Origin of the sequence: Rhodococcus sp. PML026 (assembly GCF_000963615.1) — a bacterium.
GTDB classification, from domain to species: Bacteria; Actinomycetota; Actinomycetes; order Mycobacteriales; family Mycobacteriaceae; genus Rhodococcoides; species Rhodococcoides fascians.
The window spans coordinates 206,116-232,076 of the sequence record NZ_KQ031373.1 but is presented as its reverse complement, the minus strand read 5'-3'; the positions used below and the strand labels follow the sequence as shown (position 1 = coordinate 232,076).

At 65.4% G+C, this 25,961-nt stretch carries 20 protein-coding genes and 1 pseudogene; 11 read left to right on the top strand and 10 right to left on the bottom strand.

All coding sequences use genetic code 11. The features are described from left to right. Positions 1–1,399: DHA2 family efflux MFS transporter permease subunit (locus tag VF34_RS11690; RefSeq protein WP_045841455.1), on the bottom strand; the 1,399-nt coding region annotated here is incomplete at its 3' end. A 105-nt stretch (positions 1,400–1,504) separates the two neighbouring features. Between VF34_RS11690 and VF34_RS11685 the strand changes: the two genes are divergently transcribed. The 7 genes and pseudogenes from VF34_RS11685 to VF34_RS11655 all read left to right on the top strand — a co-directional run bounded on the left by VF34_RS11685 (position 1,505) and on the right by VF34_RS11655 (position 10,927). Then, positions 1,505–2,176, top strand: a complete 672-nt coding sequence (locus VF34_RS11685; RefSeq protein WP_032369276.1) for a TetR/AcrR family transcriptional regulator — start codon at positions 1,505–1,507, stop codon at positions 2,174–2,176. Positions 2,177–2,337: 161 nt separating this feature from the next. Next, positions 2,338–3,594 (top strand): lipase family protein, encoded by a 1,257-nt coding sequence (locus VF34_RS11680; RefSeq protein ID WP_045841657.1) that lies wholly within the window; start codon positions 2,338–2,340, stop codon positions 3,592–3,594. 220 nt (positions 3,595–3,814) lie between these two features. Then, positions 3,815–4,468: a phosphate signaling complex protein PhoU gene (gene phoU, locus VF34_RS11675; RefSeq protein WP_027494559.1), complete on the top strand. Its 654-nt coding sequence runs from the start codon at positions 3,815–3,817 to the stop codon at positions 4,466–4,468. 37 nt (positions 4,469–4,505) lie between these two features. Further along, on the top strand, positions 4,506–5,309 hold the full coding sequence (locus tag VF34_RS11670; protein WP_045841454.1) for a transglutaminase-like domain-containing protein: 804 nt from the start codon (positions 4,506–4,508) through the stop codon (positions 5,307–5,309). A 37-nt stretch (positions 5,310–5,346) separates the two neighbouring features. Then, positions 5,347–5,922: pseudogene (locus VF34_RS11665) on the top strand (HhH-GPD-type base excision DNA repair protein). Between the two features lie 54 nt (positions 5,923–5,976). After that, positions 5,977–8,370, top strand: a complete 2,394-nt coding sequence (locus VF34_RS11660; protein WP_045841453.1) for a helicase-associated domain-containing protein — start codon at positions 5,977–5,979, stop codon at positions 8,368–8,370. A 169-nt stretch (positions 8,371–8,539) separates the two neighbouring features. Then, complete coding sequence (locus VF34_RS11655) at positions 8,540–10,927, top strand: DNA polymerase III subunit gamma and tau (protein ID WP_045841656.1); 2,388 nt, start codon at positions 8,540–8,542, stop codon at positions 10,925–10,927. Positions 10,928–10,930: 3 nt separating this feature from the next. On the opposite strand, the gene VF34_RS11650 is transcribed toward VF34_RS11655, so the two are convergent. Continuing rightward, positions 10,931–11,173 (bottom strand): hypothetical protein, encoded by a 243-nt coding sequence (locus tag VF34_RS11650; RefSeq protein WP_032384107.1) that lies wholly within the window; start codon positions 11,171–11,173, stop codon positions 10,931–10,933. Between the two features lie 234 nt (positions 11,174–11,407). Here VF34_RS11650 and VF34_RS11645 point away from each other — a divergent pair, with 234 nt between their 5' ends. After that, the gene (locus VF34_RS11645) at positions 11,408–12,619 is read left to right on the top strand and encodes an acetyl-CoA C-acetyltransferase (protein ID WP_027494551.1); all 1,212 of its coding nucleotides are present in this window, start codon (positions 11,408–11,410) and stop codon (positions 12,617–12,619) included. 9 nt (positions 12,620–12,628) lie between these two features. Further along, positions 12,629–14,764, top strand: coding sequence for a 3-hydroxyacyl-CoA dehydrogenase NAD-binding domain-containing protein (locus VF34_RS11640; protein WP_045841452.1), 2,136 nt, complete (start codon positions 12,629–12,631; stop codon positions 14,762–14,764). 89 nt (positions 14,765–14,853) lie between these two features. On the opposite strand, the gene VF34_RS11635 is transcribed toward VF34_RS11640, so the two are convergent. From VF34_RS11635 to mihF, 5 genes are all read right to left on the bottom strand, one after another. Beyond that, the gene (locus VF34_RS11635; protein WP_231578190.1) at positions 14,854–16,053 is read right to left on the bottom strand and encodes a DDE-type integrase/transposase/recombinase; all 1,200 of its coding nucleotides are present in this window, start codon (positions 16,051–16,053) and stop codon (positions 14,854–14,856) included. 143 nt (positions 16,054–16,196) lie between these two features. Then, complete coding sequence (locus VF34_RS11630) at positions 16,197–16,853, bottom strand: GntR family transcriptional regulator (protein ID WP_045841451.1); 657 nt, start codon at positions 16,851–16,853, stop codon at positions 16,197–16,199. A 13-nt stretch (positions 16,854–16,866) separates the two neighbouring features. Continuing rightward, on the bottom strand, positions 16,867–18,039 hold the full coding sequence (locus tag VF34_RS11625) for a cation:proton antiporter (RefSeq protein ID WP_027494548.1): 1,173 nt from the start codon (positions 18,037–18,039) through the stop codon (positions 16,867–16,869). A gap of 19 nt (positions 18,040–18,058) precedes the next feature. Then, positions 18,059–18,541, bottom strand: coding sequence for a cation:proton antiporter regulatory subunit (locus VF34_RS11620; RefSeq protein WP_027494547.1), 483 nt, complete (start codon positions 18,539–18,541; stop codon positions 18,059–18,061). Positions 18,542–18,623: 82 nt separating this feature from the next. Next, the gene (gene mihF / locus VF34_RS11615) at positions 18,624–18,938 is read right to left on the bottom strand and encodes an integration host factor, actinobacterial type (protein WP_008712632.1); all 315 of its coding nucleotides are present in this window, start codon (positions 18,936–18,938) and stop codon (positions 18,624–18,626) included. 343 nt (positions 18,939–19,281) lie between these two features. On the opposite strand from mihF, the gene VF34_RS11610 reads away from it, so the two are divergent. Next, on the top strand, positions 19,282–20,334 hold the full coding sequence (locus VF34_RS11610; protein ID WP_052055151.1) for an alpha/beta hydrolase: 1,053 nt from the start codon (positions 19,282–19,284) through the stop codon (positions 20,332–20,334). Between the two features lie 16 nt (positions 20,335–20,350). On the opposite strand, the gene VF34_RS11605 is transcribed toward VF34_RS11610, so the two are convergent. After that, on the bottom strand, positions 20,351–21,253 hold the full coding sequence (locus VF34_RS11605) for an oxygenase MpaB family protein (protein WP_032374635.1): 903 nt from the start codon (positions 21,251–21,253) through the stop codon (positions 20,351–20,353). A 2-nt stretch (positions 21,254–21,255) separates the two neighbouring features. After that, complete coding sequence (locus VF34_RS11600) at positions 21,256–22,773, bottom strand: aldehyde dehydrogenase family protein (RefSeq protein ID WP_371828129.1); 1,518 nt, start codon at positions 22,771–22,773, stop codon at positions 21,256–21,258. Between the two features lie 102 nt (positions 22,774–22,875). Between VF34_RS11600 and VF34_RS11595 the strand changes: the two genes are divergently transcribed. Further along, on the top strand, positions 22,876–23,550 hold the full coding sequence (locus VF34_RS11595) for a GntR family transcriptional regulator (RefSeq protein WP_045841450.1): 675 nt from the start codon (positions 22,876–22,878) through the stop codon (positions 23,548–23,550). A gap of 6 nt (positions 23,551–23,556) precedes the next feature. On the opposite strand, the gene VF34_RS11590 is transcribed toward VF34_RS11595, so the two are convergent. After that, a complete protein-coding gene (locus VF34_RS11590; RefSeq protein WP_027494542.1) occupies positions 23,557–25,923 on the bottom strand; it encodes an FdhF/YdeP family oxidoreductase in 2,367 nt (788 codons plus the stop codon). Positions 25,924–25,961: the final 38 nt, after the last annotated feature.

Sequence of the window (25,961 nt, the reverse complement as noted above, 5' to 3'; positions counted from 1 at the left end):
TGTAGCTGGCGATCTCGGCATTGGCCTGCAGCAGAGCCGCATCGGTTGCCGTTGCCATGTTGGTGCTGACGTAGCTGGTCGCGGCGTTGGCTGCCACGGTGCTCAGCAGTGCGGTACCGATCGAGCCGCCCACCTGCTGCATGGTGTTCACCGTTGCTGACGCGACGCCGGAGTCGTCCGGAGCGACGCCGGAGATTGCGCCCTGCATGGCCGGTGCCATGGTGGCACCGAGGCCGAGGCCCATGATGATCAGGCCGGGCAGGATGTGCGTGACGTAGCTGCTGTCCAGATCGATCTGGGTGAGCAGTCCCATTCCGATCGACGCGACGACAAGGCCGGTCGTCATCAGGATCCGCGGCCCGAACCGGGGGAGGATCAGTGCCGTCGACAGTGTCGCGGTGAGGATCAGCGACGCGATCATCGGCATGAACGCGAACCCGGTGGTGATCGGGGTGTACTTCAGCGTGCTCTGCAGGTAGTAGGTCAAGAACAGGAACACCGCGAACATGCCTGCGCCGGTGACGAACACCGCGAGGAATGATCCGGCCCGGGTGCGGTCCAGAACGATGCGCAGCGGCAGCAGAGGGTGTTCGACGCGATTCTGGATGGTCACGAAGACGGCGAGAAGAACGACACCTGCCGCCAGGAATCCGAGGGTGACGGGGTTGCTCCAGCCGTCGGATTCGGCGTGCGCGAAGCCGTAGACGATCGAGAACAGCGCGGCGGAGACGGCGATCGTTCCGGGGATATCGAGCTTGGGCCGGACGTCGACCTTGTGCTTGGCCAGGAACAGGAAGGCTCCGACGAAGGCGAGCGCAGCGAAGATCAGGTTGACGTACAGGCTCCAGCGCCAGTTGGCCCACTCGGTGAGCATGCCGCCGAGCAGCAGACCCAGTGCGCCGCCGCCGCCGGCGATGGCACCGAAGATGCCGAAGGCCTTGGCGCGTTCCTTGGTGTCGGTGAAGGTGGTGGCCAGCAGTGACAGAGCCGCGGGTGCCAGCAGTGCGCCGAAGACGCCCTGACCGGCGCGGGCTGCGACGAGCATGCCGAAGTTGACGGCCGCGCCGCCCACTGCCGACATCAGCGCGAAGCCGACGAGGCCGATGAGGAAGGTGTTTCGTCGACCGAAGAGGTCGCTCAGGCGTCCACCGAGGAGCAACAGGCTGCCGAACGCGAGTGCGTAGGCGGTGACGACCCAGGAGCGGTCGGCGTTGTCGAAGCCCAGATCGAGCTGGGCGGCGGGGAGTGCGATGTTCACGATGGTCGCGTCGAGCACGACCATGAGCTGGGCCAGTCCGAGAGTGGCGAGAATCAACCAGCGATTCCGGTGCGCACGCTCGTCCGCCGGCGTCGTGGTCGACGTTGAGCCGTCCACGTTCTCCGATGAAAGGGTGGTCATGGTGTCCTCGGTTCGACTATGCGGAGGTGTATCCTCCGGTTGTAGGGCAAAGGTAGCAGCTAAGTGGAGGAATGTCCTCCGCTTATCGGGTGAAACGGACATCGAATGAGTGTGAGAGCGGACACAGCGGCATCGAAGCCCCTACGGGCGGATGCCGAACGCAACCGGCGCCGCATCGTGGACGCGGCTCGCGAGCTGTTCGCTTCCCGCGGTATCGACATCACGCTCGACGACGTCGCCGCGCACGCCAAGGTGGGCGTCGGCACCGTCTATCGCCGCTTCTCGTGCAAGGAAGAGCTCATTGACGGCGTCTTCGAGCAGCGCCTCGAGGGAATGCTCGCCAGTGCCGAACGCGCCCTCGAAGCGGAGGATCCCTGGAGCGGGTTGGTGGGCTTTCTCTCGGACGTATGCGAGGAAATGGCGTCCGACCGCGGCCTCGGTGATGTGGTGCTCGGGTCGGACGAGGGTTGCCGCGGCATCGCGGAGATGCGCCGACGGATCGATCCGTTCTTCGCGAAAATCGTCGATCGCGCCCTCGAATCCGGTCAGCTGCGTCCCGATGTGGCCGTCACCGACTTCTATCCGGTGCTGGGGATGATCGGCTCGACCGTCGAATTCTCCAGTCATGTCGATCCCGCGAACTGGCGTAGGTACTTCACGGTGCTGCTCGACGGCCTGCGCGGTGATTCGGTACCCCGATCGGAGCTCCCCGGACGTCCCTTCACCGACGACGAAGTGGATACGGCGAAGGCGGCCATGCACGGTCGCCGCCGCTGACTGGTGATTCGTCCAACTTCGGTCTGTACGTTGTGTGCGCCGTCACGTAAGGTGCGTCAGGGTAAGTGCTACGCGGGGTAGCGCACACCTGGCAGCAGGTGTTCAGACGTTGGGGGTTCGATTTGCGTTCGACGCGTGTCTTCGGTTCGGCCGTGGCAGTGATGGCAGTGTTCATGGGGGTGACTGCGCCGGCCGTGTCGGCAGCACCGTCGACGGGTTCGACCGTCGAATCCGACTTCTACATTCCGCCGAGCCCGCTGCCTGCCGGCGCGCCGGGCGACGTGATTCGTTCCGAGCCTTCGCATCTCGCGCTGTCGGTGCCGGGCATCGGCGGCACCCTGCCGGGTGAGGCAACCCGAATCATGTACCGCAGCACCGATTCCAACGACGACGCCAACGCCGTCACGGGTACCTACATCGACCCGGCCGCGCCGTGGACCGGTCCGGGGCCGCGCCCGCTCGTGGTGTTGGCACCGGGAACGCAGGGGCAGGGCGATCAGTGCGCGCCGTCGAAGATGCTCAACAACGTCATCACCTACACCCCGCCGCTCGGATTCATGGTCGAGTACGAGGTACTGGCCGCGTATTCGCTTCTCTCCCAAGGCTATGGCGTCGTGATCACCGATTACGAGGGTCTCGGCACGCCGGGCGCGCACACCTATGTGAACCGCGCGTCCGAGGCCCATGCCGTGCTCGACGCGGCCCGCGCAGCTCGGCAGTTGCAGGGCACCAAGATCTCCGGCGACGGCCCGGTCGCGGCCTACGGCTACTCGCAGGGTGGCGGAGCTGCCGCAGCGGCGGCCGAGATCGCCGATGAATACGCCCCGGAACTCGACCTGGTCGGCACCTACGCAGGAGCACCTCCCGCGGATCTGAAGGCGACCCTCGAACAGGTCGACGGCACCATCCTCACGGGCGTGATCGGCTACACCCTCAACGGCCTGCTCAATTCCGACCCCGGTCTGCAGCCGATCGTCGACGAGAACATCAACGACGCAGGAAAGGCCATGCTGAACCTGGTCGCGAATCAGTGTGTCGGAGAGACGATTCTGAACGTCGGGCTGCACCGCACCAACGAGTACACCAAGACCGGCGAGCCGTTGTCGGTCGTGCTGGACAGGTTGCCCGTCGCGCAGGAAATCCTGGCCAAGAACAAGATCGGTGAGCGTACGCCGAATGCCCCGGTACTGATCCAGTCCGGTACCTCCGACGACATCGTGCCCCACGGTCAGGCCGTCGAACTGGCCGGCGACTGGTGCGGCAAGGGTGCAACAGTGCAGCTCAGTTCCGCGCAGGTCCCGGCTATCGTGCCGGGTTCCGGTGCCGGGCATCTGATCCCGGACATCCTCGGTCTCGGCGAAGCTCAGAGCTGGATCAAGGATCGCTTCTACGGAGTGCCCGCCCCGTCGAATTGCTGATCGGCAACCGATGATCGAACGGCCCGCGCTCACCGAGCGCGGGCCGTTCGGCGTTCCCTCCCATGTCGACCATCGATTCGTGTCAGCAGGAATGACCGACGTCACACCGTCGAGTTCTCCAACGAGCCCACAGCGGTGTGAGGGTGTAGAAGGATGCGCAGCAGGGTACTGCCCTGCAATGCCCTGAGGTTGGGCTGTCGAGCGGTTGGGGTGAGTGAACATGCGGGACAGTTACACGGAGGCGCTCGACACGTTGGCGTCGGAGCTGTCCGAAATGTCGAGAATCGCGGAACGAGCGATGGCTGACGCCACGCGCGCGCTGCTCACCGCCGACATCGTGCTCGCCGAGCAGACGATCGAGTACCGCGAAGAGATCGACACTCTCGCCGTCGAATGGGAACACGAGGCCTTCGCTTTCCTCGCTCGACAGTCGCCGGTTGCTCACGATCTGCGCCGTGTCGTATCCGGGATCAACATCGTGGCCGACCTCCAGCGCATGGGTGGACTCGCGGTGCACATCGCCGAGCTGGCCCGCCGCCGTCACCCCGCGCATGTGCTGCCGCCCGAGGTCGAGGGCGTGTTCACCGAGATGGGTCGGGTAGCCATCGCTCAAGCGGAGGCGACCCAACGGGTGCTCGAGACGCGGGACGCCGAACTCGCCGCGAGTCTGCGAACGCAGGACGAGGAGATGGACGCTCTTCACCGCAGCCTGTTCATGTTGACCTCCGCGCCCGACTGGCCGCACGGTGTACCGGCCGCCGTCGACATCACGTTGCTCGGCCGCTTCTACGAGCGTTATTCCGACCACACCGTCGAGGTCGCGAAACGGGTCATCTTCCTGGTGACCGGAGCGCGCCCCACCGACGAGTCTTAGTCTGCGAGAACCGCTCGGAGATGGCAGGATCGGCACGATGAAACGTGACGTCTCCGCGTACCTCGATGTCGATGTGACCGAGGCCAGCACCCTCGAGTTCCAGATCGCGATCGCGCCGCACCCAGGAACCGAAGTGTGGGAGGCACTCTCGTTCACACTCGACGGCCAGCCCGTCGAAGCGCAGGAGATCAGCGGCGCACACGGCACTCGCATCCACAAGCTGCACGCCGACGTCGGCAAGCTCGAAGCGTCGTACTCGGCGACGATCTACGGCAACACCGACCCGGCACCGGTGTCCGATTACGACCTGTCGCTGTATCTGCGGCCGAGCCGCTACGCCGAGGCAGACAAGTTCTTCGGTTTCGCGGCAACGGAATTCGGCTCGTACCCGCCGTCGGAGAAGCTGCTCGCCGAGGTGTCGTCCTGGGTCGGAGCCCGGCTGAGCTACGTTCCCGGAAGCAGCGACCCCATCGACGGCGCCGTCGACACCCTCCTCGCCGGTGCCGGGGTGTGCCGCGACTACACCCACCTCGTCGTCGCACTGCTCCGCGCAGTGAACGTGCCCGCTCGACTCGTGGCCGTGTACGCGCCGGGCTGCGATCCGATGGACTTCCACGCTGTCGCCGAAGCCTTCGTCGAAGGACAATGGCGAGTGGTCGACGCCACCTGCCTCGCGCCGCGATCGACCCTGGTGCGCATCGCAACCGGACGCGACGCAGCCGACACCGCATTCCTCGACAATCACGGCGGATCGATCATCCTCAACAGCGCCGTCGTCGGAGCCGTCGTGGATGGGCCGCTGCCCTTCGACGACATCACGCAATTGGTGTCCATCACCTGACCCGGTCGCTTCTGCCGGACATGGCAGGATCGGGGCCATGTCTCGCACTCTGAACCTCGTCGGCGATCCGGAGGCCGATGCACTGCTCGCCGAGGATCCGTTCGCGCTGCTGATCGGCATGCTGCTCGATCAGCAGGTACCGATGGAATCCGCTTTCGCCGGCCCGAAGAAGCTCGTCGACCGTCTCGGTGATCTGAAGGTCGACACCGTCGCCGACGCCGATCCGGACGACTTCGCCGCATTGTGCGCGCAGACCCCGGCCGTGCATCGTTTTCCCGGCTCGATGGCCAAGCGCATCCAGGGACTCGCCGCATTTCTGGTCGAGAACTACGACGGCAAGCCGCAGGAAATCTGAATCCGCGACGACCCCGACGGTGCCGAGGTTCTGAAGCGTCTCAAAGCACTTCCCGGCTACGGCGATCAGAAGGCGCGCATCTTCCTCGCGCTGCTCGGCAAGCAGATGGGCGTGACGCCCGACGGGTGGCGAAAGGCCGCCGGAGCGTACGGCGACGAGGGTGCGCGTCGATCCATCGCCGATGTCGTCGACGAGAAGTCCCTGCTCGAGGTACGCGAATTCAAGAAGGCAGCGAAAGCGGCAGCCAAGAACAAATAAGTCTGTCGGTGCCCGTCGGTACGTTGTGGCAGAACTTGCGCCGGGGGGGACGAGATGACCGAGAAGATCGGGACGTACGAGGGGTGGCTGGCCTCGCTCGACGAGGACGCACTGACGGATCTGTTGCGACGTCGACCGGACGTGGCAACCGACCCGCCACCCCGCTCGTTCGGGTTGCTCGCGCAACTCCTCGGCTCGCCCTGGCGGGTGGCGGCCTTACCGCGGAAACTCGACAGAGGTGCGCTCGACCTGCTCGAGTTGTTCGCGCTCATGGAAGATCTCAGCCGCGCCGAGATCGGCCACTGGACGGGCGAGGGAATCTCGAACGAGACGGCGCATATCGATACGGCCCTGAACACGCTGATGGCCTACGGCCTGATCTGGCCGCACACGGCAGGGGGCTCGGACGCGGTCGAGTACCGCCCCGTCGATCTGTCCGGCGTGTTCTCGCACCCATTTGGGCTTGCTCGCAGGCAGCGAAAGTTGTTCTTGCACTGCGCCGTCGAGCAGGACCGACTTGCTTTGCTGACCCGCCTCGGAGTCGACTCCTCGCTCGATCGAGCCGAACGCGCCGACGCCGTCGCGGCCGCGATGACCCCCGAACGTATCCGAGCTTTGTACGACGACGGCCCGCCCGAGATGCGAGAGATGTTGTCTCGCTTCGTCGATGGACAACCGGCGTCATTGATCTTCGATGTGCCGCCGACCGCAGGTACGGCCGCCTTCGAGCGCGGGCTGCTGTATCGATTGGACGGGCATCGCGTCGAGGTGCCGTTGGAAGTGAGCATCGCGCTGCGAGGAGACGGGTGGCGATTGCCCATCGAGCTCAGGCTTCCAGAATTTGGCACTCATGCTCTCTCGCAGGATGACTCGCAGCGCGCCCGCTCCATCGCCTTGCTGCAGTTCTGTGAGCACACGCAGGCGTTGTTGACGGCAATCGACACCGATGGCCTGGCAATGATGAAGACCGGTGGCCTCAGCGCCAAAGAGCTCCGTGCGCTGACTGCTCGTCTGGGATTCGCCGACGAGCATCACACCGCGCTGATGCTGATGCTGGCGCGCGAAGCCGGTTTGCTCGCCGACCGGGGAAAGACCGGTATCGCATTGACCTCGACCTACGAAACATGGTCGACGAGCTCGCGATCCGAGCAGGCGGCAGCATTGCTGGCCGCGTGGTGGTGCTCGCCCTTCACTCCGACCCATCGGGTGCCACGATCCTCCCAGAAGACCGCGCCGGTGCTCAAGAAGATGCTCGACGATCCCGCAGCCGCAGACGTGCGTTCGACTGCCTTGGCGGCTCTTCTGCGCCTCGGTGGATCCGACAGCCCGACGCCGGTGTTGTCCGATCCCGACGAATTCGCCCGCTACCTCGAGTGGCATATCCCGGTCGTCTCGACGAGCGCCGGGCCCGGCCACGTGCGCGCACTCTGGGCCGAGGCCACCCGCCTCGGAGTTCTGGTCGACGGCGCACCGACCGATCTGTGCGCCACCCTGACGGACTTCCGAGTGGGCCGAGACGGCGATCCGCGTCAGATCGCCTCCGCGCTGGCAACGCAGCTACAGGATCTGGCCGACTGGGTGCCGTTCTCGGTGCGCCTGCTGCCCGATTCGACCGCAGTGGTCACCGGGCCGCCGAGCACCGAGGTGGCGTCGATACTCGGTGCGGCCGCGCAACCCGAGTCGCGGGAAGTGGCGTCGGTCTGGCGGTTCACCCCGGCGACGATCCGCAGCTTCTTCGACACCGGTGGTACAGGGGAGGAGTTGATCGACGCCCTCGCCGAGATGGCCGACACCGACGTTCCCCAAGCCCTGGCCTACACGATCCGAGACTGTTGGCGCACCTACGGCGCACTGGCCGTGCGCAAGATCCCGTGCGCCATCGTCTCCGAGGACGTCGTACTGCTGACGAACATCGAGACGGACGAGGCATTGGCGGTGCTGAAGTTTCAGCGGCTCGCGCCGACAGTCCTGATCAGTTCTGCCACACCCATCGACACTCTCGCGGTGCTTCGCAGGCACGGATACTCCCCGGTGCGACATTCCGACACCGGCCGGCTCGAGCTGGACAGCGCGACCAAGGTCCGCGCCAACACCACCCGCACCCCGCACCCGAGCGCACCCGCAGCACCAGTTCGACGCGAATCACGCGAGCTGGCACGGCTGCTGCAGACAGGCGACCCCGGCACCGTCGACGACGCACGGGTGCGTTCCGCACTCAGCAGGCACAGCAGACTGTTGCCACGGGAGCTCGATGCGCTGACCGACGCCGCAGCGCGCGGCGCACCCGTCTCGATCGACTATCAGAACTCGAAAGGCGCAATCGTGCGGCACGCGATCTCGGACGCGCTGCAGGACGGCAACTGGCTACTCGCGCTGTCGACGTCCACCGGCAGCCGGGAAAGCTTCGCGATCATGAACATCAGAGCGGTGTCCGCCGGTCCACACTGATGCGCGATGCAACCGAGCCGTGGGTTCCTCGCGCACACCGACGCGCGATGCAACTGAGCCAATGGTTCCACCGCGCACACCGACGCGCGATGCAACTGAGCCAATGGTTCCACCGCGCACACCGACGCGCGATGCAACTGTGTCGTCGGTCGCCGGTACCCTTTCGGGCGTGGCCCTCTACCGGAAGTACCGTCCCGCGACGTTCGCCGAAGTCGTCGGTCAGGAGCACGTCACCGAACCGATCAGCGTGGCGCTCGATTCCAACAGAATCAACCACGCCTATCTCTTCTCGGGCCCTCGTGGCTGCGGAAAGACGTCCTCGGCGCGCATCCTCGCCCGATCGCTGAACTGCGCCGAAGGACCGACCTCCACCCCCTGCGGTGTGTGCAACTCCTGCGTCGCTCTGGCACCGGGCGGGCCCGGCAACTTCGACGTCGTCGAGATGGACGCAGCCAGCCACGGTGGCGTCGACGATGCCCGCGATCTTCGAGACAAAGCCGTGTACGCCCCGGCCGAGTCGCGCTACGTCATCTTCATCATCGACGAGGCACACATGGTCACCCCGGCCGGCTTCAACGCGCTGCTCAAGGTCGTCGAGGAACCGCCGGAGCATCTGGTCTTCATCTTCGCGACCACCGAGCCGGAGAAGGTGCTCCCCACCATCCGCTCGCGAACCCACCACTACCCGTTCCGACTGCTCGCGCCGTCGACGATGCGCGTTCTGCTCGAGAAGATCTGTGGTCAGGAACAGGTACCGGTCGAGGACGCGGTCTATCCACTCGTCATCCGGGCGGGTGGCGGTTCTCCGCGTGACTCGCTGTCGGTCATGGACCAGTTGCTGGCCGGAGCCGGACCGGAAGGCGTTACCTACCCGCGAGCTCTGTCGCTGCTCGGCGTCACCGACGTCGCGCTGATCGACGAGGCCGTCGACGCCCTGGCCGCGGGAGACGGCGGCGCACTGTTCGGCACCGTCGACAAGGTGATGGACGCCGGCCACGACCCACGTCGCTTCGCCATCGACCTCCTCGATCGCATGCGAGACCTGATCCTCATGAAGGCCGTACCCGACGCCGGTGAACGTGGCCTGGTCGACGTGCCGGGCGACGTCCTCGAACGACTCCGCGACGAGGCGGACCTGCTCGGCTCGGCGACCCTGACTCGCTACGCCGAGATCGTCCACTCGGGCCTCGGCGAAATGCGAGGGGCCACCGCGCCGCGTCTGCTGCTCGAAGTGATGTGCGCACGGATGCTCCTGCCGTCGGCCTCCGATGCGGAATCGGCTGTGTTGCAGAGGCTCGAACGCGTCGAACGTCGCCTGGACGTCACCCTTCCTGCCGGCGAACAGGCCGCAGTGGCACAGGCAGCCGCAGACCCGACACGACCACAGCTGCCCGCGACCGAAGAGCCTGCACCCTCCGGCCCGCCCCCGGTGAACAAATTCCAGCGACCGTCCCAGCGACAGCCGGCCGCCGAGGCCGCCCCCGCGGCACCGTCAGCACCAGTCCCCGCTCCGACACCAGCGCCTGCGCCTGTCGCGGCACCCGAACCCATGGCGGTCCCGGAACCGTCTCCGGTGCCAGAGCCTGCAGCCCCCGAGCCCGCTCCCACACCCGAGCCTGCAGCCCCCGAACCGGCTCCCGCACCTGAACCGGCTCCCACACCCGAATCGGCTCCGACCCCCGAACCGGCTCCAACACCCGAACCGGTCCCGACACCCGAGCCCGAACCGGCTCCGACACCCGAGCCGGTCCCGACACCCGAGCCAGCTCCAACCCCCGAACCGGAACCCGCGCCCGCACCGGTCACGACTTCCGCTGCAGCGCAACAGCATTCGGAACCATCGCTCTCTCACGAGGATTTTCCGCCGGAGCCCGAGGACGAGTACGGCCCGGAACCCGAGCCGGTGTACGAATCCGAACCCGAGCCTGTCGCGGCACCCGCGGCTGCCTCCAACGAGCCCGATGCGGCGGCCGTCCGCGCAGTGTGGTCCGAGGTGCGAACCAAGGTACGAGAGCGAAGCAGGACCGTCGAGGTGATGTTGTCCGGTGCGTCGGTACGCACCGTCGAGAACGGCACCATCACTCTCGGCCACGATTCGGCACCGCTCGCGAAGCGTCTCGAAGAACCCCGCAACGCCGACGTCATTCGGGACGCGTTGCGTGACGTGTTCGGCGTCGAATGGTCGGTGGTCTGTCTGGTGGGTGCAGCGGCACCACCGGAACCGTCATCAGCAAAAAAAGATGAACCGGCAGCGAAACCCGCGTCGCTGCCGAAGTTCTCGAGGCCGAGCCAGGCAGGGGCTCCCCGTCCGACGTCGGACGGTTTCGGTTCAGCGGGCGATGGATCGGACGCAGATATTCCGATGCCCGAGGCCCCGGACTATCCCGATGATCCCGAGCCGGTAGGTCCGCCGCCTCCGGAGACGCCGGAGGACGAGGAAGAACTGCTCAAGGCCGCGGCCGAACCCGCGGACCCGTCGGTTCGTCGGGACCCGGAAACGGTCGCCATGGAACTGCTGGTGAGCGAACTCGGAGCGGTACCGCTCAAGGAGATCTGAGGCTCACGCGAGCGTGAGATCGTCGGTGTCGACGAACACCAATCGGCCGCTGTCGAGGGCGACGGCCCATCGCTTGGCGACGGCCCAGTCCCGCGAGGTGCTGTCGGTCGCTTGGACTCCGAAGTCGTCGACGATCGCGCCGGTCTCGTAGGCGTCGGATCCAGAACTGTCGGCTCCGGACTTGTCGTCGCTGCGAGTGCGTACTTTGACGCGAGCGCCCACGGTCGGTTCGTTGTCGGTTTCCATGGTCGGTCTTCTTTCGCCTTCGGGTCGATCTGACGCATCGTAATTTCCCATGACGGGGTCGTTCAAACCTGAACCGCATCGTGGGTCATGCGAAACGCTCGTTTCGGTCCTTATGTCGGATCGGTATGCCAACTTACTGTGGCATGAGCTGAGGTCTGTCATGGCCTCGCACCGACGCGATCGGCCGGCACGGCGATCGCGACAAGATCGAGTATGTGGAAGGAACTGCGCGCTGTGACTACAGAGGCATTCATTTACGAGGCCATCAGGACTCCCCGAGGTAAAGGAAAGAACGGCTCCCTGCATTCGGTGAAGCCGATTTCCTTGGTGACCGGGCTGATCGACGAGCTTCGTCGACGTTTCCCCGACATGGACGAGAACCGAATCTCCGACCTCATCCTGGGTGTGGTCTCGCCCGTCGGAGATCAGGGTGCCGACATCGCCCGCACGGCCGTGCTCGCAGCCAAGATGCCCGACACCGTCGGCGGCTTCCAGCTCAACCGCTTCTGCGCGTCGGGCCTCGAGGCCGTCAACCTGGCCGCGCAGAAGGTGCGCTCGGGCTGGGACGAACTGGTTGTCGCGGGCGGCGTCGAGTCGATGTCTCGCGTGCCGATGGGCAGTGACGGCGGCGCATGGGCCATGGACCCGGCCACCAACTACGACACCTACTTCGCCCCGCAGGGCATCGGTGCCGACCTGATCGCCACCATCGAAGGATTCACCCGCGAGGACGTCGACGCGTATGCCGTCCAGTCCCAGGAGCGCGCCGCAGCGGCGTGGTCCGGTGGTTACTTCGCCAAGTCCGTCGTTCCGGTCACCGACCAGAACGGTCTGCTGATCCTCGATCAGGACGAGCACATGCGTCCGGGCAGCACCGTCGAGTCGCTCGGCAAGCTGAACCCGGCATTCACCGGTATCGCGGCCATGGGCGGATTCGACGACGTAGCGCTGCAGAAGTACCACTGGATCGAGAAGATCGATCACGTCCACACCGGCGGAAACAGCTCCGGCATCGTCGACGGCGCAGCCCTCGTCCTCGTCGGCAGCGAGCAGGCGGGCAAGGACCTGAACATGGTCCCGCGCGCCCGCATCGTCGCGACGGCCACCAGTGGTGCCGATACGACGATCATGCTGACCGGACCGACCCCGGCGTCGAAGAAGGTTCTCGCCACCGCCGGCCTGACCGTCGACGACATCGATCTGTTCGAGCTCAACGAGGCGTTCGCTTCCGTGGTGCTGCGTTTCCAGAAGGATCTGAAGATCCCGAACGAGAAGCTCAACGTCAACGGCGGCGCCATCGCCATGGGCCACCCGCTCGGTGCCACCGGAGCCATGATCACCGGCACCGTGCTCGACGAGCTCGAGCGCCGCGGCGGCCGGTACGCCTTGATCACCCTGTGCATCGGCGGCGGCATGGGCGTTGCCACCATCATCGAGCGAGTCTGAGGTAGAACGATGTCTGACAACATGATTCAGTGGGACCAGGACGCCGAGGGCATCGTCGTTCTGACGATGGACGACCCCAACCAGGGCGCCAACACGATGAACCAGCTGTACAAGGACTCGATGGGCGCGACGGTCGACCGCCTCGAGGCCGAGAAGGACAGCATCACCGGAGTCGTGCTGACCTCCGCCAAGAAGACGTTTTTCGCCGGCGGCGATCTGCACACCCTCATCGAAGCCAAGCCCGAGGACGCCCAGCGGGTGTTCGACGAGGTCCAGGAAGTCAAGGGACAGCTGCGTCGGCTCGAGAAGCTCGGTAAGCCGGTCGTGTCCGCCATCAACGGCGCGGCACTTGGCGGCGGACTCGAGATCGCGCTCGCCACGCATCACCGCATCGCGGCCGATGTTCCCGGCGTGCAGATCGGTCTGCCCGAGGTCTCGCTCGGTCTCCTGCCCGGCGGCGGCGGCGTTGCCCGCATCACCCGGCTGCTCGGCATTCAGACCGGCTTCATGACGGTCCTCGCTCAGGGCACTCGGTTCCGTCCGGCCAAGGCTCTCGAAATCGGTCTGGTTCACGAATTGGTCGGCAGCATCGACGAATTGGTGCCCACCGCCAAGGCATGGATCAAGGCCAACCCCGAGGGTGGCGTCGCACCGTGGGACGTCAAGGGTTACAAGATCCCCGGCGGCACGCCGTCGAACCCGAAGCTCGCGCAGATCCTGCCTGCTTTCCCGTCCAATCTGCGCAAGCAGATCAAGGGCGCACCGATGCCGGCTCCGCGCGCGATTCTCGCTGCGGCAGTGGAGGGTGCACAGGTCGACTTCGACAATGCGTGCACCATCGAGTCGCGGTACTTCACCGAATTGGTCACCGGTCTGGTGTCCAAGAACATGATTCAGGCGTTCTTCTTCGACCTGCAGGCGATCAACGCCGGTAAGTCTCGTCCCGACGGCATCGAGAAGACCACCTTCACCAAGGTCGCGGTTCTCGGCGCAGGCATGATGGGCGCGGGCATCGCGTACGTGTGTGCCAAGGCCGGAATCGACGTGGTGCTCAAGGACGTTGCGATCGAGTCGGCGCAGAAGGGCAAGGCGTACTCCGAGGCCATCGAGGCCAAGGCACTCTCGCGTGGCAAGACCACCCAGGAGAAGTCGGACGCTCTGCTCGCACGCATCCACCCGACCGCCGATGCCAAGGACGTCGAAGGTGCCGACCTCGTCATCGAGGCCGTCTTCGAGTCGGAAGAGTTGAAGCAGAAGGTCTTCCAGGAGATCGAGGACCTCGTCGATCCGACGGCGCTGCTCGGTTCCAACACCTCGACGCTGCCCATCACGAGCCTCGCTCAGGGCATCAAGCGTCAGGAAGACTTCATCGGAATCCACTTCTTCTCACCGGTGGACAAGATGCCGCTGGTGGAGATCATTCGCGGCGAGAAGACATCGGATGCCGCTTTGGCCAAGGCATTCGACCTGGTGCAGCTCATCAAGAAGACCCCGATCGTCGTCAACGACAGTCGCGGCTTCTTCACCTCTCGCGTGATCGGCACCTTCATCAACGAGGCCATCGCGATGTTGGGCGAGGGCGTCGAGCCGTCGACCATCGAGCAGGCAGGTCTGCAGGCCGGTTACCCGGCTGCGCCACTGCAGCTTTCGGACGAGCTCACGCTCAACCTGATGCAGAAGATCCGCAAGGAGACCTACGACGCCATCAAGGCTGCCGGCGGAACTCCCCCCGAGGATCCGGCCGGCGAGGTCATCGACAAGATGGTCGACGAGTTCGAGCGTCCGTCGAAGGCCAAGGGTGCGGGCTTCTACGAGTACGAGGACGGCAAGCGCACCGGGCTGTGGCCCGGACTGCGTGATGCGTTCAAGTCGGGTTCGGCGGACATCCCGTTCGAGGACCTCAAGGAGCGCATGCTGTTCATCGAGGCCATCGAGACGCAGAAGTGCTTCGACGAGGGTGTCCTGAACACCACCGCCGACGCCAACATCGGCTCGATCTTCGGCATCGGCTTCCCGGCATGGACGGGTGGCGTGCACCAGTACGTCGTCGGCTACCCGGGTGGTCAGGCCGGATTCGTCGCTCGCGCGGACGAATTGGCCAAGAAGTACGGCGAGCGCTTCCACGTTCCGGCCTCGCTGCGCTGACCCCATGTGAGTGGAAACGCGTAGCAGGCTACGTGTGCTGTCTTGATACATGCGGGACACGGGTGTCTCGATACATGTGAGACACGATTCTAGGCTGCGGGGCGGTGGAGTTGTCCTTGGTAGCGCTTGTCGATGTTCAAGTGCAAATGGCCGAGGACTTCTCCGCTGGCCGTGTAGGTGGTGATGTGGTTGCCGTCGCGCAGGACGGTCACGCGACTGTGAGCGTGGGACCGTCCGACCGAGATCGTGTGGTCGCCGACGGAGATCACGCCGGAGCCGGAGACGGAGTGGGTACCGACTGTGGCGTCGACCTGGGCGGGTAGGTGCTGCGGACCGCCCAAGGTTGCAGCGCCGTTCCATGCCTGCTGCGGGGGCATGTTCACGGCACTGTGGCGGCGGTCGTTGTTGTAGAACGTCTGGTACCGATTGCACGATGTCTGCAACTCGGCGGTCGTGGCGGGCCGGGTGGGTTGGTCGGTGAGCCACTGTTTGAAGGTGCGGTGGTGGCGTTCGACTTTGCCGTTGGTCTGCGGGTGGTACGGGCTCGAGTGAATGAGCCTGGCACCGGACCCGGTGACGAACGCGCCGAACTTCGAGCGGCCCTTCGACGCGGTCGCGCAGAATGCCATTCCGTTGTCGGACAACACGATTGCCGGTACTCCGTAGTCGGTGAACGCTCTGCCGATGGCGGTGATGGCTCCGGCGGTGGTCTCGGCGTGGCAGACGTACGTCGCGACGAGGGTGCGGGTGCAGTCGTCGAGAACCTCGAAGACGGTGGCTTTCCCGCCGCCGGCGAGTACGACTTCGGTGGCGTCGATCTGATAGCAGTCACGGGGTCGGGCGTATTGGAATCGGCGGTAGGACGATTTGGGTCGCTTCTTGGGTTCCGGGGTCACCAGGCCGTGGCGGGTGAGGATGTTGTTGATGGTCGATCGGGCCGGGACCTTCCAGCCTTTGCCGGCCCAATCATGTTCGGCGGCAATCTTGGTCAGCTCGTAGCGGATGTTGTCGGCACCGTTGTCGCGGCCCAATTCGCCGCGGAGCGCGATGATGCGGGCTTCGACAGCGTCGGGGGTGCGTGCCGGGCTCGAGCGGGGCCGGCGGGAGTCGAGTTCCCACCGGCCCCGTTCTCGGATCCGGGCGGCGTGACGGTTGGCGGTACTGCGGGAGAGCCCGTGATCGGCGCAGAAGCCTGACAGGCCTCGTTCGTCGAAGACGTCGGCTCCCTCGATGATCCATGCGGTCAAGGTGGCGTCGAGCAGGTTCATCCGGGCATCCGATCTGGCCATGGATTACTCCATAGCCGGTCACAGTGCCCCGCAGCATCATCACAGCCCGTGTGTCACATGTCCGTGGACATCTCGTGTCTCATATGTCCCCGGACTGAACACGTAGCAGGCTACGAGTTTCCACTCACGTGCGCGTAGCGCACTCACCCGCGATGCGCGATCAACCTCTCGGCGCCGTCTGTGAATTGTTGCTTCATCAATTCGCAGGCGGCGTCGACGTCGTTTCGAACCAGGGCCGCGATCAGATCCTCGTGATTGCGCACGGCTGCTCGGCCCCAGTCGCGGTCGGTGGCGTAGAGACGGGTCGGGGTGTAGCGGGTGGCGTTGTTGAGAAACCACGCCAACTTGGACGACTCGGCCAGACGGTTCAGCACGCGATGGAACTCGAACTCGATGTTCTCGACGTCCTCGGCCCGGCCGTTCTCGACGGCGACCGACAGGGCAGCGGTCAGCTCGGCGAGCCTGTCGAGTTCGACCTCGGTGATCTTCGGTGCCGCCCGGCGCACGAGTTCGACCGCGATCTGCCCCTGCAGCCAGAAGATGTCGACGATGTCGCTCGGCGTCAGCGCAGACACCACATAGCCGCGGTGGGGGACGAGCTCGACGATGCCCTCACCGCGCAAGGTCAGTAGCGCCTCACGCACAGGGGTGACGCTGACGCCCAGCTGAGCTGCGGTCTCGTCGAGCCGGATGAAGTCTCCCGGACTCACCTCTCCGGACATCACCAGGTGCCGGACGTGGCTGGCGACTTCCTCGGACAACTGCGGCCGTCGCCTCAGAGCCGTCCGCTTGTCTGCCATGTCGAAAAGCCAATCACACCGCGGGCTTGGTCCGGAGCACAACCTTCGCGACGGGTTCGACGACGCGAGCAGCGATCGGCCCCAGGATGGCCATCAGCAGCACGTATGCGGTCGCCAGGGCTGCCAGTTCGCCTTCGACAGCTCCTGCGGCGACGGCCAGTCCGGCAATGACGATGGAGAACTCTCCGCGCGCCACCAGAGCCGCACCGGCGCGTAGTCGTCCCGGCCTGCCGATTCCCTGCCTACCTGCCGCCCACCAGCCCGTCGCGATCTTGGTCGCGGCGGTGGTGACGGCGAGGACGACGGCCCAGCCCAACACGGGCGGGATGGTCGACGGGTCGGTGCCCAGACCGAACACGACGAAGAACATCGCAGCGAACAGGTCGCGTAGGGGTTCGAGGACGCGGGTCGCGTTGTCGGCCGTCGAGCCCGAGATCGCGATTCCCAACAGGAACGCGCCGACGGCCGCCGAGACTTGCAGTTCCGACGCGATGCCGGCCACCAGCAGGGCGGATCCGAGGACTTTGAGCAGGACGATTTCGCGGTCGGGACTGTCGACGATCGCCGAGACGAATCTGCCGTATTTCAGCGCGACGACCAACACGAAGGTGATGACGAACAGTGAGATGCCGAGGGCTTCGAGTCCGCCGAGGAAGCTGACTCCGCTCAGGACGGCGGTGAGGATCGGGAGGTAGATGGCCATCGCAAGGTCTTCGAACACCAGGATCGACAGTACGACGGGGGTTTCACGGTTTCCCAGTCGGCCCAGGTCGGTGAGAACTTTGGCGATGATTCCCGACGACGAGATGTAGGTGACGCCGCCCATCACGAGCGCCCCGACTCCGCCCCAGCCGAGCAGCAGCGCGACGACGGCACCGGGCGCGAAGTTGAGGACGATGTCGACCAGACCGGCCATCCACGATCGACGCAGGCCGGTGACGAGCTCTGTTGCGGTGTATTCGAGGCCGAGCAGCAGCAACAGCAGGATGACGCCGATTTCGCTGGCGATCTCGCTGAACTCGTCGATGCCGCCGAGGTTGACGAAGCCGCCGTTGCCGAAGGCCAGTCCGCCGAGCAGGTAGAACGGGATGGGGGAGACGCCGATCCGGCCGGCGAGGCGAGCGAGAAGTCCGAGAACGAAGAACACGGCACCCAACTCGGTGAGGGCGAGCGCGCTCTCGGCCACGGGTCAGCCCCGACTGATCTCAGGCATTGCCGAGCAACTTGGCTGCTGCGTCCAGTCCGTCCGCGGTGCCGACGGCGACCAGCAGGTCACCTGCGGCGAGCGTGAAGTCGGGGGTGGGAGACGGTTGTACCTGGCCGGCGCGCATGACAGCGACGACGGATACTCCGGTCTTGGTGCGCATGGCGGTGTCGCCGAGTGTGCGGCTGACGAACCGTGAATTCGCGCGAATGGGGAGTTGACGAGTGTTGATTCCGGGGAGGTCGCGATGCTCTTCCCCGAGCTGAGCAATGAGTTGCGGCGACCCGAGCAGATTGCCCAGGGCCGCCGCTTCCTCATTGCTCAGGGTGATGGACGCCTGCGTCGCATCGGGGTCGTCCTTGCGCGAAACGATCAACTCGTTCGCGCCGTCCTTGCGGGTGATGACGCCGATGCGGCGCCCGGAAGCGAGGGCAAAATCTTTCCGCACCCCGATTCCGGGCAGCAGGGTCACTTCGACGTTCATGGTCGAAATGCTAGCCCTGCAGGCAACGCGTTATCGCAGGATCAGGAGTGGAGCCTGCAGGAACGACCCATGAAAATGTGAATCAGGATGCGACGGCAGCGAGCAGCGCCTCGCGCTGGTTTGCGCCGAGGCCGCCGATGCGGCGCGTATCTGCGATGGACAGCTGCTCGAGCAGCTGTGCGGCGCGCACGGATCCAACGCCCGGCAGGGCCTTGATCAGCGCGGACACCTTGGTCTTCTTGACGATCTCGTCGTTCTCCGCCTTGGCGAGGACGTCAGCGACGCTCAGTTCGCCGGACTTGACGGATGCGAGCAGCTTCGACCGCGCAGTGCGTGCCTCGGCCGCCTTGGCCAGCGCCGCGGTGCGCTGTTCCGGTGTCAATACTGGTAAAGCCATGGCCTGTTCTCCTCGATTGTGGTGACCCGTCGCTCGTTGACAGGTCTCGACCCTCTTGCATCGTGCCTGGTGGCTCTTCCAATCTAACCGAACAACACGGGTGTCATTCACGGTCGAACCACCGAACCTCCCTCGCCAGGCTACGTCCTATCCGATTCGGGGTGTGCCCCGACCAGCACTTCGGCCTTCCGGAGCCGGTGTGTGCTGGGTGTTCGACGCCTCGAGCCGGCTCGGTCGGGAGCGGTCGCGTGCGTTTTTCGAGGGGCGACGTCGAGTGCCGTGCCGCGGGTTACGTGCAGCGTACCCATATCCGAACGGTCGGTCGGATTGTTATTCTGGCGGCATGATGCGCACCCGAGGACTGCTGGCCGGACTGGCCGCGTCGATGCTCCTGCTCGTCGGCGCGGGTACCGCGGCCGCTGCTCCGATCAACGTTCCGTGGTCACCCGACGACGCGCTCGATTCGGAGGTCAGCTTCGAGTCCGGTGGCATCACCTTCTACGGCAGCCTTCGCATGCCGGTCGGCGACACCCGCGGCGTGGCATTGGTGCTGCCGGGCAGCGGGCCGACCGATCGCAACGGGAACTCGGGTGATCTGCAGCTGAACACGACCACATACGTCGCCGACGAGCTGTCCCGACGCGGTATTGCCAGCCTGCGTTTCGACAAGCTCGGGAGCGGCCGCACCGGGCTGGCCGGGGTGGATCCGAACAACCCGCCCGGCTTCGATGCGCAGGTCGACAATGCTGCGGACGCACTGGCTTTCCTGCAGCAGCGCACCGGTGTCGGGGCGGATCGCACGTCGGTGATCGGGCACAGCGAGGGTGCACTGACGGCACTGCGCCTTGCTGATGCCGACAGCGCGGCGTTCACCCATGTCGGTCTGCTCGAGCCGTTGTCGATCCGCTACCTGGATCTGCTGACCGCGCAGGTCGATCGCAACATCGGCGAGGCCGTGGCGGTCGGCCAGTTCACCGAGGAGCAGGCCGCGTCGTCGCGGGATCGCTTCGCGCAGGCCGTCGCCGATATTCGCGCGGGACGACCGCTGTCCGCGGAGCCCGACCCGATCGTCGACGGTCTGGGACTGCGGCAGAGCGCCACCTTCCTGCGTGAAGCGGATGCCACGGACCCGGCGGATCTGGCTGCCGCGCTGCCGGACTCGTACTCCTCGTTCCTGACCTGCTCGGACAAGGATCTGAACGTGTCCTGCGGCCAGGTCGAGAACGTGCGAGTGGCCCTGGGCCACACCGACCTCCACTTCGCGCACTTCGCCAACAGCTCGCACATGCTGGGCGAGCTCGGCCCGCTGCCCGCCGATCCGAACACCGCCCTGGCGCCGCTGCCGCTCTCGGGGGAGTTTCGCGATGCGTTCGGTCGGTGGGTGGACGGACTCTGACCCGTCGAGTTGGCAGTTACGTCGTCGCTACCGGACAACCGCGAATCGGTGATGCGGCCTGGGTGCCCAGATCTTTCGGGCTGTACCCGACGGGATAGCCGGGGTAGGTCTTGTTGCCTGCGTCGGCCGTAGTGCGTGAGTGTTTTCTCGTGGGCAGGAAGCGCTCCACGCGGGCCTTGGTCCGCAGCGCCCGCACCGCGGCCCGTTCCAGCGTGGGTGAGCCGGCGGGGAAGCCGAATGCGTTCGCCATCCGATCGTCGAGCAACGCGAACACGCCCTGCCGGACGGCCGGGGTGAGCGCGGCGGGAAACCACGAGCAGTAGAGATCGAGGGTGTAGGTGCCGATGCGGCGGTTGTCCTCGCTGAAGCGGAACGTGCGTTCTTCGTAATCGAGCTTGAACTGTGCGAACTCGGTGTACGACTCCGGAATGTCTTTGATGCCCATGCGTTTACCCACTTCGCTGTAGAAGTGGAAGGTCGCGAGCCGCTCGTGGGGATGCAGGCGACGCCACCCGTAGGTGTCGATCCATTCGATGGGCTCGTAGATGAACGTCGTGAGCACGTACAGCATGTCGTCGTTGCAGATGTCGTACTGCGCGTGCATTCGATTGACCGTCCGCAACGATTCGCGACCTCGTTCGGAGTCGTATCCGTGTTCGACCATTTCCGACATCAGCAGCGAGGTGTCGTCGTACCGCTTCTGCGGTCGCTTCTCGAACTCGCCGGTCCGGGCCAGCAGAGCGGAGATCGTCGGCACGCAATACGTTCGGAACAAGGCGAATTCGAGGGCCCGCTGATAATCCCAGGGGAACTCGTACCCCGCGGTGATCCGGTGAATGGTGTGACAGTCGCGGACCGGGTCGAGTTCCTCGACGCGGCGCAACCACCCGTATCGACCCCGACCCGGCGCGATGTCCATGGTCAGCCTCGTCCGTGGCGAAGTTTGAGCGCCAGCACCGAGAGCTTCATGTTCCGGGCTTTGCGCTTCATCGTCAGCAGATCGATCGGTGCCGCGAAGCCCTGCACGGTCAGTGATTTGACGGTGCTGAATTCACGAAGACCGTCGTCGCCGTGGATGCGCCCGAAGCCCGAGTCGCCCGTTCCGCCGAACGGTAGGGCCGGGACGCCGGCGAAGCCCAGCACCGAATTGACCGTCACGACACCACAATCGAGCTTCTCGGCGGCGCGTCGCCCGACCGCGGTGTCCTTGGTGAACACCGATGCACCCAGACCGTAGGAGGACGCGTTGGCACGGGCGATGGCCTCGTCCAGGTCGCGGACCTTGTTGACGACGACGGTGGGCCCGAACGTCTCCTCGGTGATCGCGGTCGAATCCTCGGGAACGTCGGTGAGGACGACGGGGTCGATGTACGGCCCGTGCAGTGAGTCGAGACCTCCCACCAATGCGGTACCGCCCTTGGCCAACGCATCCTCGATCTGGCCGCGGACGATGTCGCTCTGCTTGCCCAGCGTCATCGGGCCGTAGGACGAGGTCTTCGATCCACCGGGCTTCAATTCCTTGACCGCCCTGGTGAATTCGGCGACGAACCGGTCGTACACCGGGGCGGCGACGTAGATTCGTTCGACTCCGGCGCAGGTCTGCCCGGCATTGCCCATCGCGCCGAACGTCGCGAACTCCACGGCCGCAGAGATATCGGCGTCGGCGTCGACGAGCATCGCGTCCTTACCGCCGCACTCGGCGATCAGCGGCGTCAACGATTTCGCGCACGTGGCCATGACTTTCTTGGCCGTCGCGGTCGAGCCGGTGAACGCGATCTTGTCGACGCCGGCCTCGACCAGGGCAGTGCCGGTGGAACCGTCGCCGGTGATCGTCTGGAACACCGGGTGGGGAGCGGCGAGCGACTGCCACTTCTCGGCCAACCAGACCCCAACACCCGGAGTGAGTTCGCTGGGCTTGAAGACGACGGTGTTGCCTGCGGCGAGGGCGTACGCGATCGACCCCATCGGGGTGTAGAGCGGGTAGTTCCACGGCCCGATGACGCCGACGACGCCGAACGGGCGGTAGCTGACGTAGGCCTTCTGGTTGATGGCGAGCAGACCCGATCCGACCCTGCGCTGTTTCAGGGTCTTGCCGGCGTGGCGCGCCGCCCAATCGATGTGCTCGACGCCCAACATGACTTCCAGCAGGGAGTCCTCGTCCGGCTTGCCGGTTTCGGCGGCGATGACGGCGGCAAGGCTCGCGGCGTCGCGGGCGATCGCGGTCTTGAATTCCAGGAGCCACCGCTTACGGCCCTCGAATCCCTGCGCGTCCCACCACCGGGCGGCCGAGCGAGCGCGGGCCACGGCGATCTCGACCTCGGCGGCGTCGGCGATCGGGTACGTGGCGAGTGCGAGACCCGTTCTGGGATCGAGGCTTTCGAAGGTGCTCTCGTTCGTTCGTTCGATCTGGTCCGTCACGGGCTCTATCCTCCAGCAGATCGCATCACATATATTTGATGTGATTCAATGTTGTCCAGGACACACTATGCGTCCGTCACCGTTGCAACAACCCCCGCCGCCCCGCTGTGCAGGAGATGTGGAATGAGCCTCGATCTCACGCGCACGGCATCATCGAAACAGCCGATTCCGCGACGTCCGCAGTTGTCCGAGGACGTCGCCGTGAGCATCCGCCGAAGGATCGTCGCCGGTGCGCTGAAGCCGGGGACGTTCGTCCGCATCGACGAGACCGCAGCCGAGTTGGGAGTCAGTGCCACCCCGGTACGCGAGGCGCTGGTGTCGTTGCGCGGCGAAGGGTTGCTCGAATCGGTCCCGCATCGGGGCTATCGCGTCGTCGAACTGACACGGCGGGACATCGACGACATCTTCTGGTTGCAGGGCACAATCGCCGCGGCATTGGCCGAGCGGGCATCCCGCGGGGTCACCGCGGAGCATCTCCAGCAGTTGACCACCCTCAACGACGACCTACGCGACGCCGTGACACGCACCGACGCCGATGCCGTCGAACGGTGCGAGTTCGAGTTTCACCGCGCCATCAACAAGATCGCAGGCGGCACCACATTGGCGTGGTTTCTGCTCGGTGCCGTCAAGTACACCCCGACGCATCTACATGCGTCCGACACCGACTGGGGACGACGGGCGGTACGCGGCCACGAGGAATTGATCGAGGCGATGCGTCGAGCCGATCACCGGGCCGCCGGTGAACTGATGCGACATCAGTTCACCGACGCAGCGACCCTGGTTCGATCGTTCAGCTGAGTCCGCTCAGCTCAGGTGATGCGGCTGGGGGTGCGACTTGTGCCCCTCGTCCGAGCCCTCGTTGTCCTGATGACCGTTCGACGTGCCCTGCGCTCCTGTTCCCGCCGGAACCATCGAGATGATCACCGACTTCGAAGTAGGGCAGTTGCTCTGCAGCGCAGTCGAATCCAACGGAATCAGCGGATTGGTCTCGGGGTAGTACGCAGCAGCCGACCCACGCGGGGTGTCGTACTCGACGATGCGGAACGACGGCGCGCACCGTTCCACGTCGTCGTCGTCCCACTTGGTGACCAGATCGACCATGTCGCCGTCGCGGAAGCCGAGCGTCGAGATGTCTTCTCGGTGCACGAAGATCACGCGTCGGCCGTTCTCGATTCCGCGGTAGCGATCGCTGAGGCCGTAGATCGTCGTGTTGAACTGATCGTGGCTGCGCAACGTCTGCAGAATCAGATGGCCGGGCGGAACCTGCAGCACGTCGATCGGCGAAACGGCGAATTCGCCCTTCCCGCTCTTGGTTTCGAACGTCCTGCTGTCGCGAGGGGGATGCGGTAGAACGAAGCCGCCGGGGCGTCGAACATTGACCTCGTACCCTTCGCAACCGGCGACGACGCGCGAGATGTGCGTGCGAATGTTGCGGTAGTCGTCGCGGAAACCCTTCCAGTCGAGACCGTATCGGTCGCCGAGTGTCGCCTCGGCGATTCCGCTGACGATCGCGACCTCCGAGCGCAGGTACGGGCTCGCGGGCTTCAGCGGTCCTCGTGACGAGTGCACCGAGCAGGTGGAGTCCTCCACCGAAATCCATTGCTCACCACTGGCTTGCACGTCCTTCTCGGTGCGTCCGAGGGTCGGCAGAATGAGAGCGGTCTCGCCGCAGACGAGATGCGAACGGTTGATCTTCGTGGAGATCTGCACGGTCATGCGCATCTTGCGCAGCGCCTCGAACGTGACGTCGCTGTCGGGCGTCGCCTGTACGAAGTTGCCGCCGAGGCCGAGGAAGAAATGGGCCTTGCCGTCGCGCATGGCGCGGATCGAGTCGACGGTGTCCAAGCCGTGCTCACGGGGCGGCTCGAAGTCGAACTCTGCCGCCATGGCGTCGAGGAAGGCCACCGGAGGGCGCTCCCAGATGCCCATCGTTCGGTCGCCCTGCACGTTCGAATGGCCACGAACCGGAAGCAAACCGGCACCGGCCTTACCGATGTTTCCTTGCGCGAACGCGAGATTGGTGACTTCCTTGATGGTGGCGACGGCATTGCGATGCTGCGTCAGACCCATCGCCCAGCAGAAGACGGTGGCCTTGGAGTCGCGCAGCATCTCGGCGGCCTCGGTGATCTGCTGCATCGACAGGCCGGTGACCTCGGTGACGAGATCGAAATCGACCTCGGCAACGTGTGCCTTCCACTCGTCGAATCCGACGGTGTACTCGCCGAGGAATTCGTGATCGAGGGCGTCCCACTTCACCAACAGCGCCCCGAGGGCCTGGAACAGAGCAAGGTCGCCGTTGAGCTTGATCGGCAGGTGCAGATCCGACAGATCGGTACCGGGACCGACCATGCCGCGCGGGGTCTGGGGGTTCTTGAAGTTCAGCAGTCCCGCTTCGCGAAGGGGATTGATGGACAAGATCTTTGCGCCGTTCTGCTTCGCCAGCTCGAGGGCGGAGAGCATGCGCGGGTGATTCGTGCCGGGATTCTGGCCGGCCAGGATGATCAGTTCGGCGTTGTGTACGTCGTCGAGCGTGACGCTGGCCTTGCCGATGCCGATGGATTCCTGCAGCGCAATGGACGTCGACTCGTGACACATGTTGGAGCAGTCGGGCATGTTGTTGGTGCCGAACGACCGAGCGAACAACTGGTAGATGAACGCGGACTCGTTGGACGCACGACCCGAGGTGTAGAAGATGGCCTCGTCCGGGCTGGCCAGGCTCTTCAACTCGTCGCCGATCAGACGGAACGCATCGTCCCATTCGATGGGCTCGTAGTGGCTACCGCCGGGGAGCTTGATCATCGGATGCGTGATGCGGCCCTGCTGACCCAGCCAGTGTTCGGTGTGCGCATCGAGCTCGGCAATGCTGTGCTGCGCGAAGAACTCCGGAGTGGCCCGCGTGGTCGTCGCCTCCTCGGCGACGGCCTTGGCACCGTTCTCGCAGAACTCGGCGGCGTGCCGATGACCCGGATCGGGATCGGGCCACGCGCAGCTCATGCAGTCGAAGCCCTCGGCCTGGTTCAGCTTGAGGAGCGTCTGCGCGGTGCGCTTGGGACCCATGTGTCCCAGCGCGCGCTTCATCGACACCGCGACGGCGGTGGCACCTGCCGCATGGGTCTTCGGCTTCTCGATGTCGAGCTCGGCCTCGTCGACGTCGCTGTCGGTGCGTCTCATGCGGGTCCCTTCGTTGCGTTACCCCCGCCCTCGACCAT

Coding starts and splice junctions, on each gene's coding strand:
- VF34_RS11605 (WP_032374635.1), bottom strand. CDS start 21,253: ATGGACATCGCGCCGGGTCGGGGTCGATACGGGTGGTTGCGCCGCGTC.
- VF34_RS11590 (WP_027494542.1), bottom strand. CDS start 25,923: ATGAGACGCACCGACAGCGACGTCGACGAGGCCGAGCTCGACATCGAG.
- VF34_RS11630 (WP_045841451.1), bottom strand. CDS start 16,853: ATGGCAGACAAGCGGACGGCTCTGAGGCGACGGCCGCAGTTGTCCGAG.
- VF34_RS11620 (WP_027494547.1), bottom strand. CDS start 18,541: ATGAACGTCGAAGTGACCCTGCTGCCCGGAATCGGGGTGCGGAAAGAT.
- VF34_RS11640 (WP_045841452.1), top strand. CDS start 12,629: ATGTCTGACAACATGATTCAGTGGGACCAGGACGCCGAGGGCATCGTC.
- phoU (WP_027494559.1), top strand. CDS start 3,815: ATGCGGGACAGTTACACGGAGGCGCTCGACACGTTGGCGTCGGAGCTG.
- VF34_RS11685 (WP_032369276.1), top strand. CDS start 1,505: ATGAGTGTGAGAGCGGACACAGCGGCATCGAAGCCCCTACGGGCGGAT.
- VF34_RS11680 (WP_045841657.1), top strand. CDS start 2,338: ATGGCAGTGTTCATGGGGGTGACTGCGCCGGCCGTGTCGGCAGCACCG.
- mihF (WP_008712632.1), bottom strand. CDS start 18,938: ATGGCTTTACCAGTATTGACACCGGAACAGCGCACCGCGGCGCTGGCC.
- VF34_RS11670 (WP_045841454.1), top strand. CDS start 4,506: ATGAAACGTGACGTCTCCGCGTACCTCGATGTCGATGTGACCGAGGCC.
- VF34_RS11635 (WP_231578190.1), bottom strand. CDS start 16,053: ATGGCCAGATCGGATGCCCGGATGAACCTGCTCGACGCCACCTTGACC.
- VF34_RS11660 (WP_045841453.1), top strand. CDS start 5,977: ATGACCGAGAAGATCGGGACGTACGAGGGGTGGCTGGCCTCGCTCGAC.
- VF34_RS11595 (WP_045841450.1), top strand. CDS start 22,876: ATGAGCCTCGATCTCACGCGCACGGCATCATCGAAACAGCCGATTCCG.
- VF34_RS11650 (WP_032384107.1), bottom strand. CDS start 11,173: ATGGAAACCGACAACGAACCGACCGTGGGCGCTCGCGTCAAAGTACGC.
- VF34_RS11610 (WP_052055151.1), top strand. CDS start 19,282: ATGATGCGCACCCGAGGACTGCTGGCCGGACTGGCCGCGTCGATGCTC.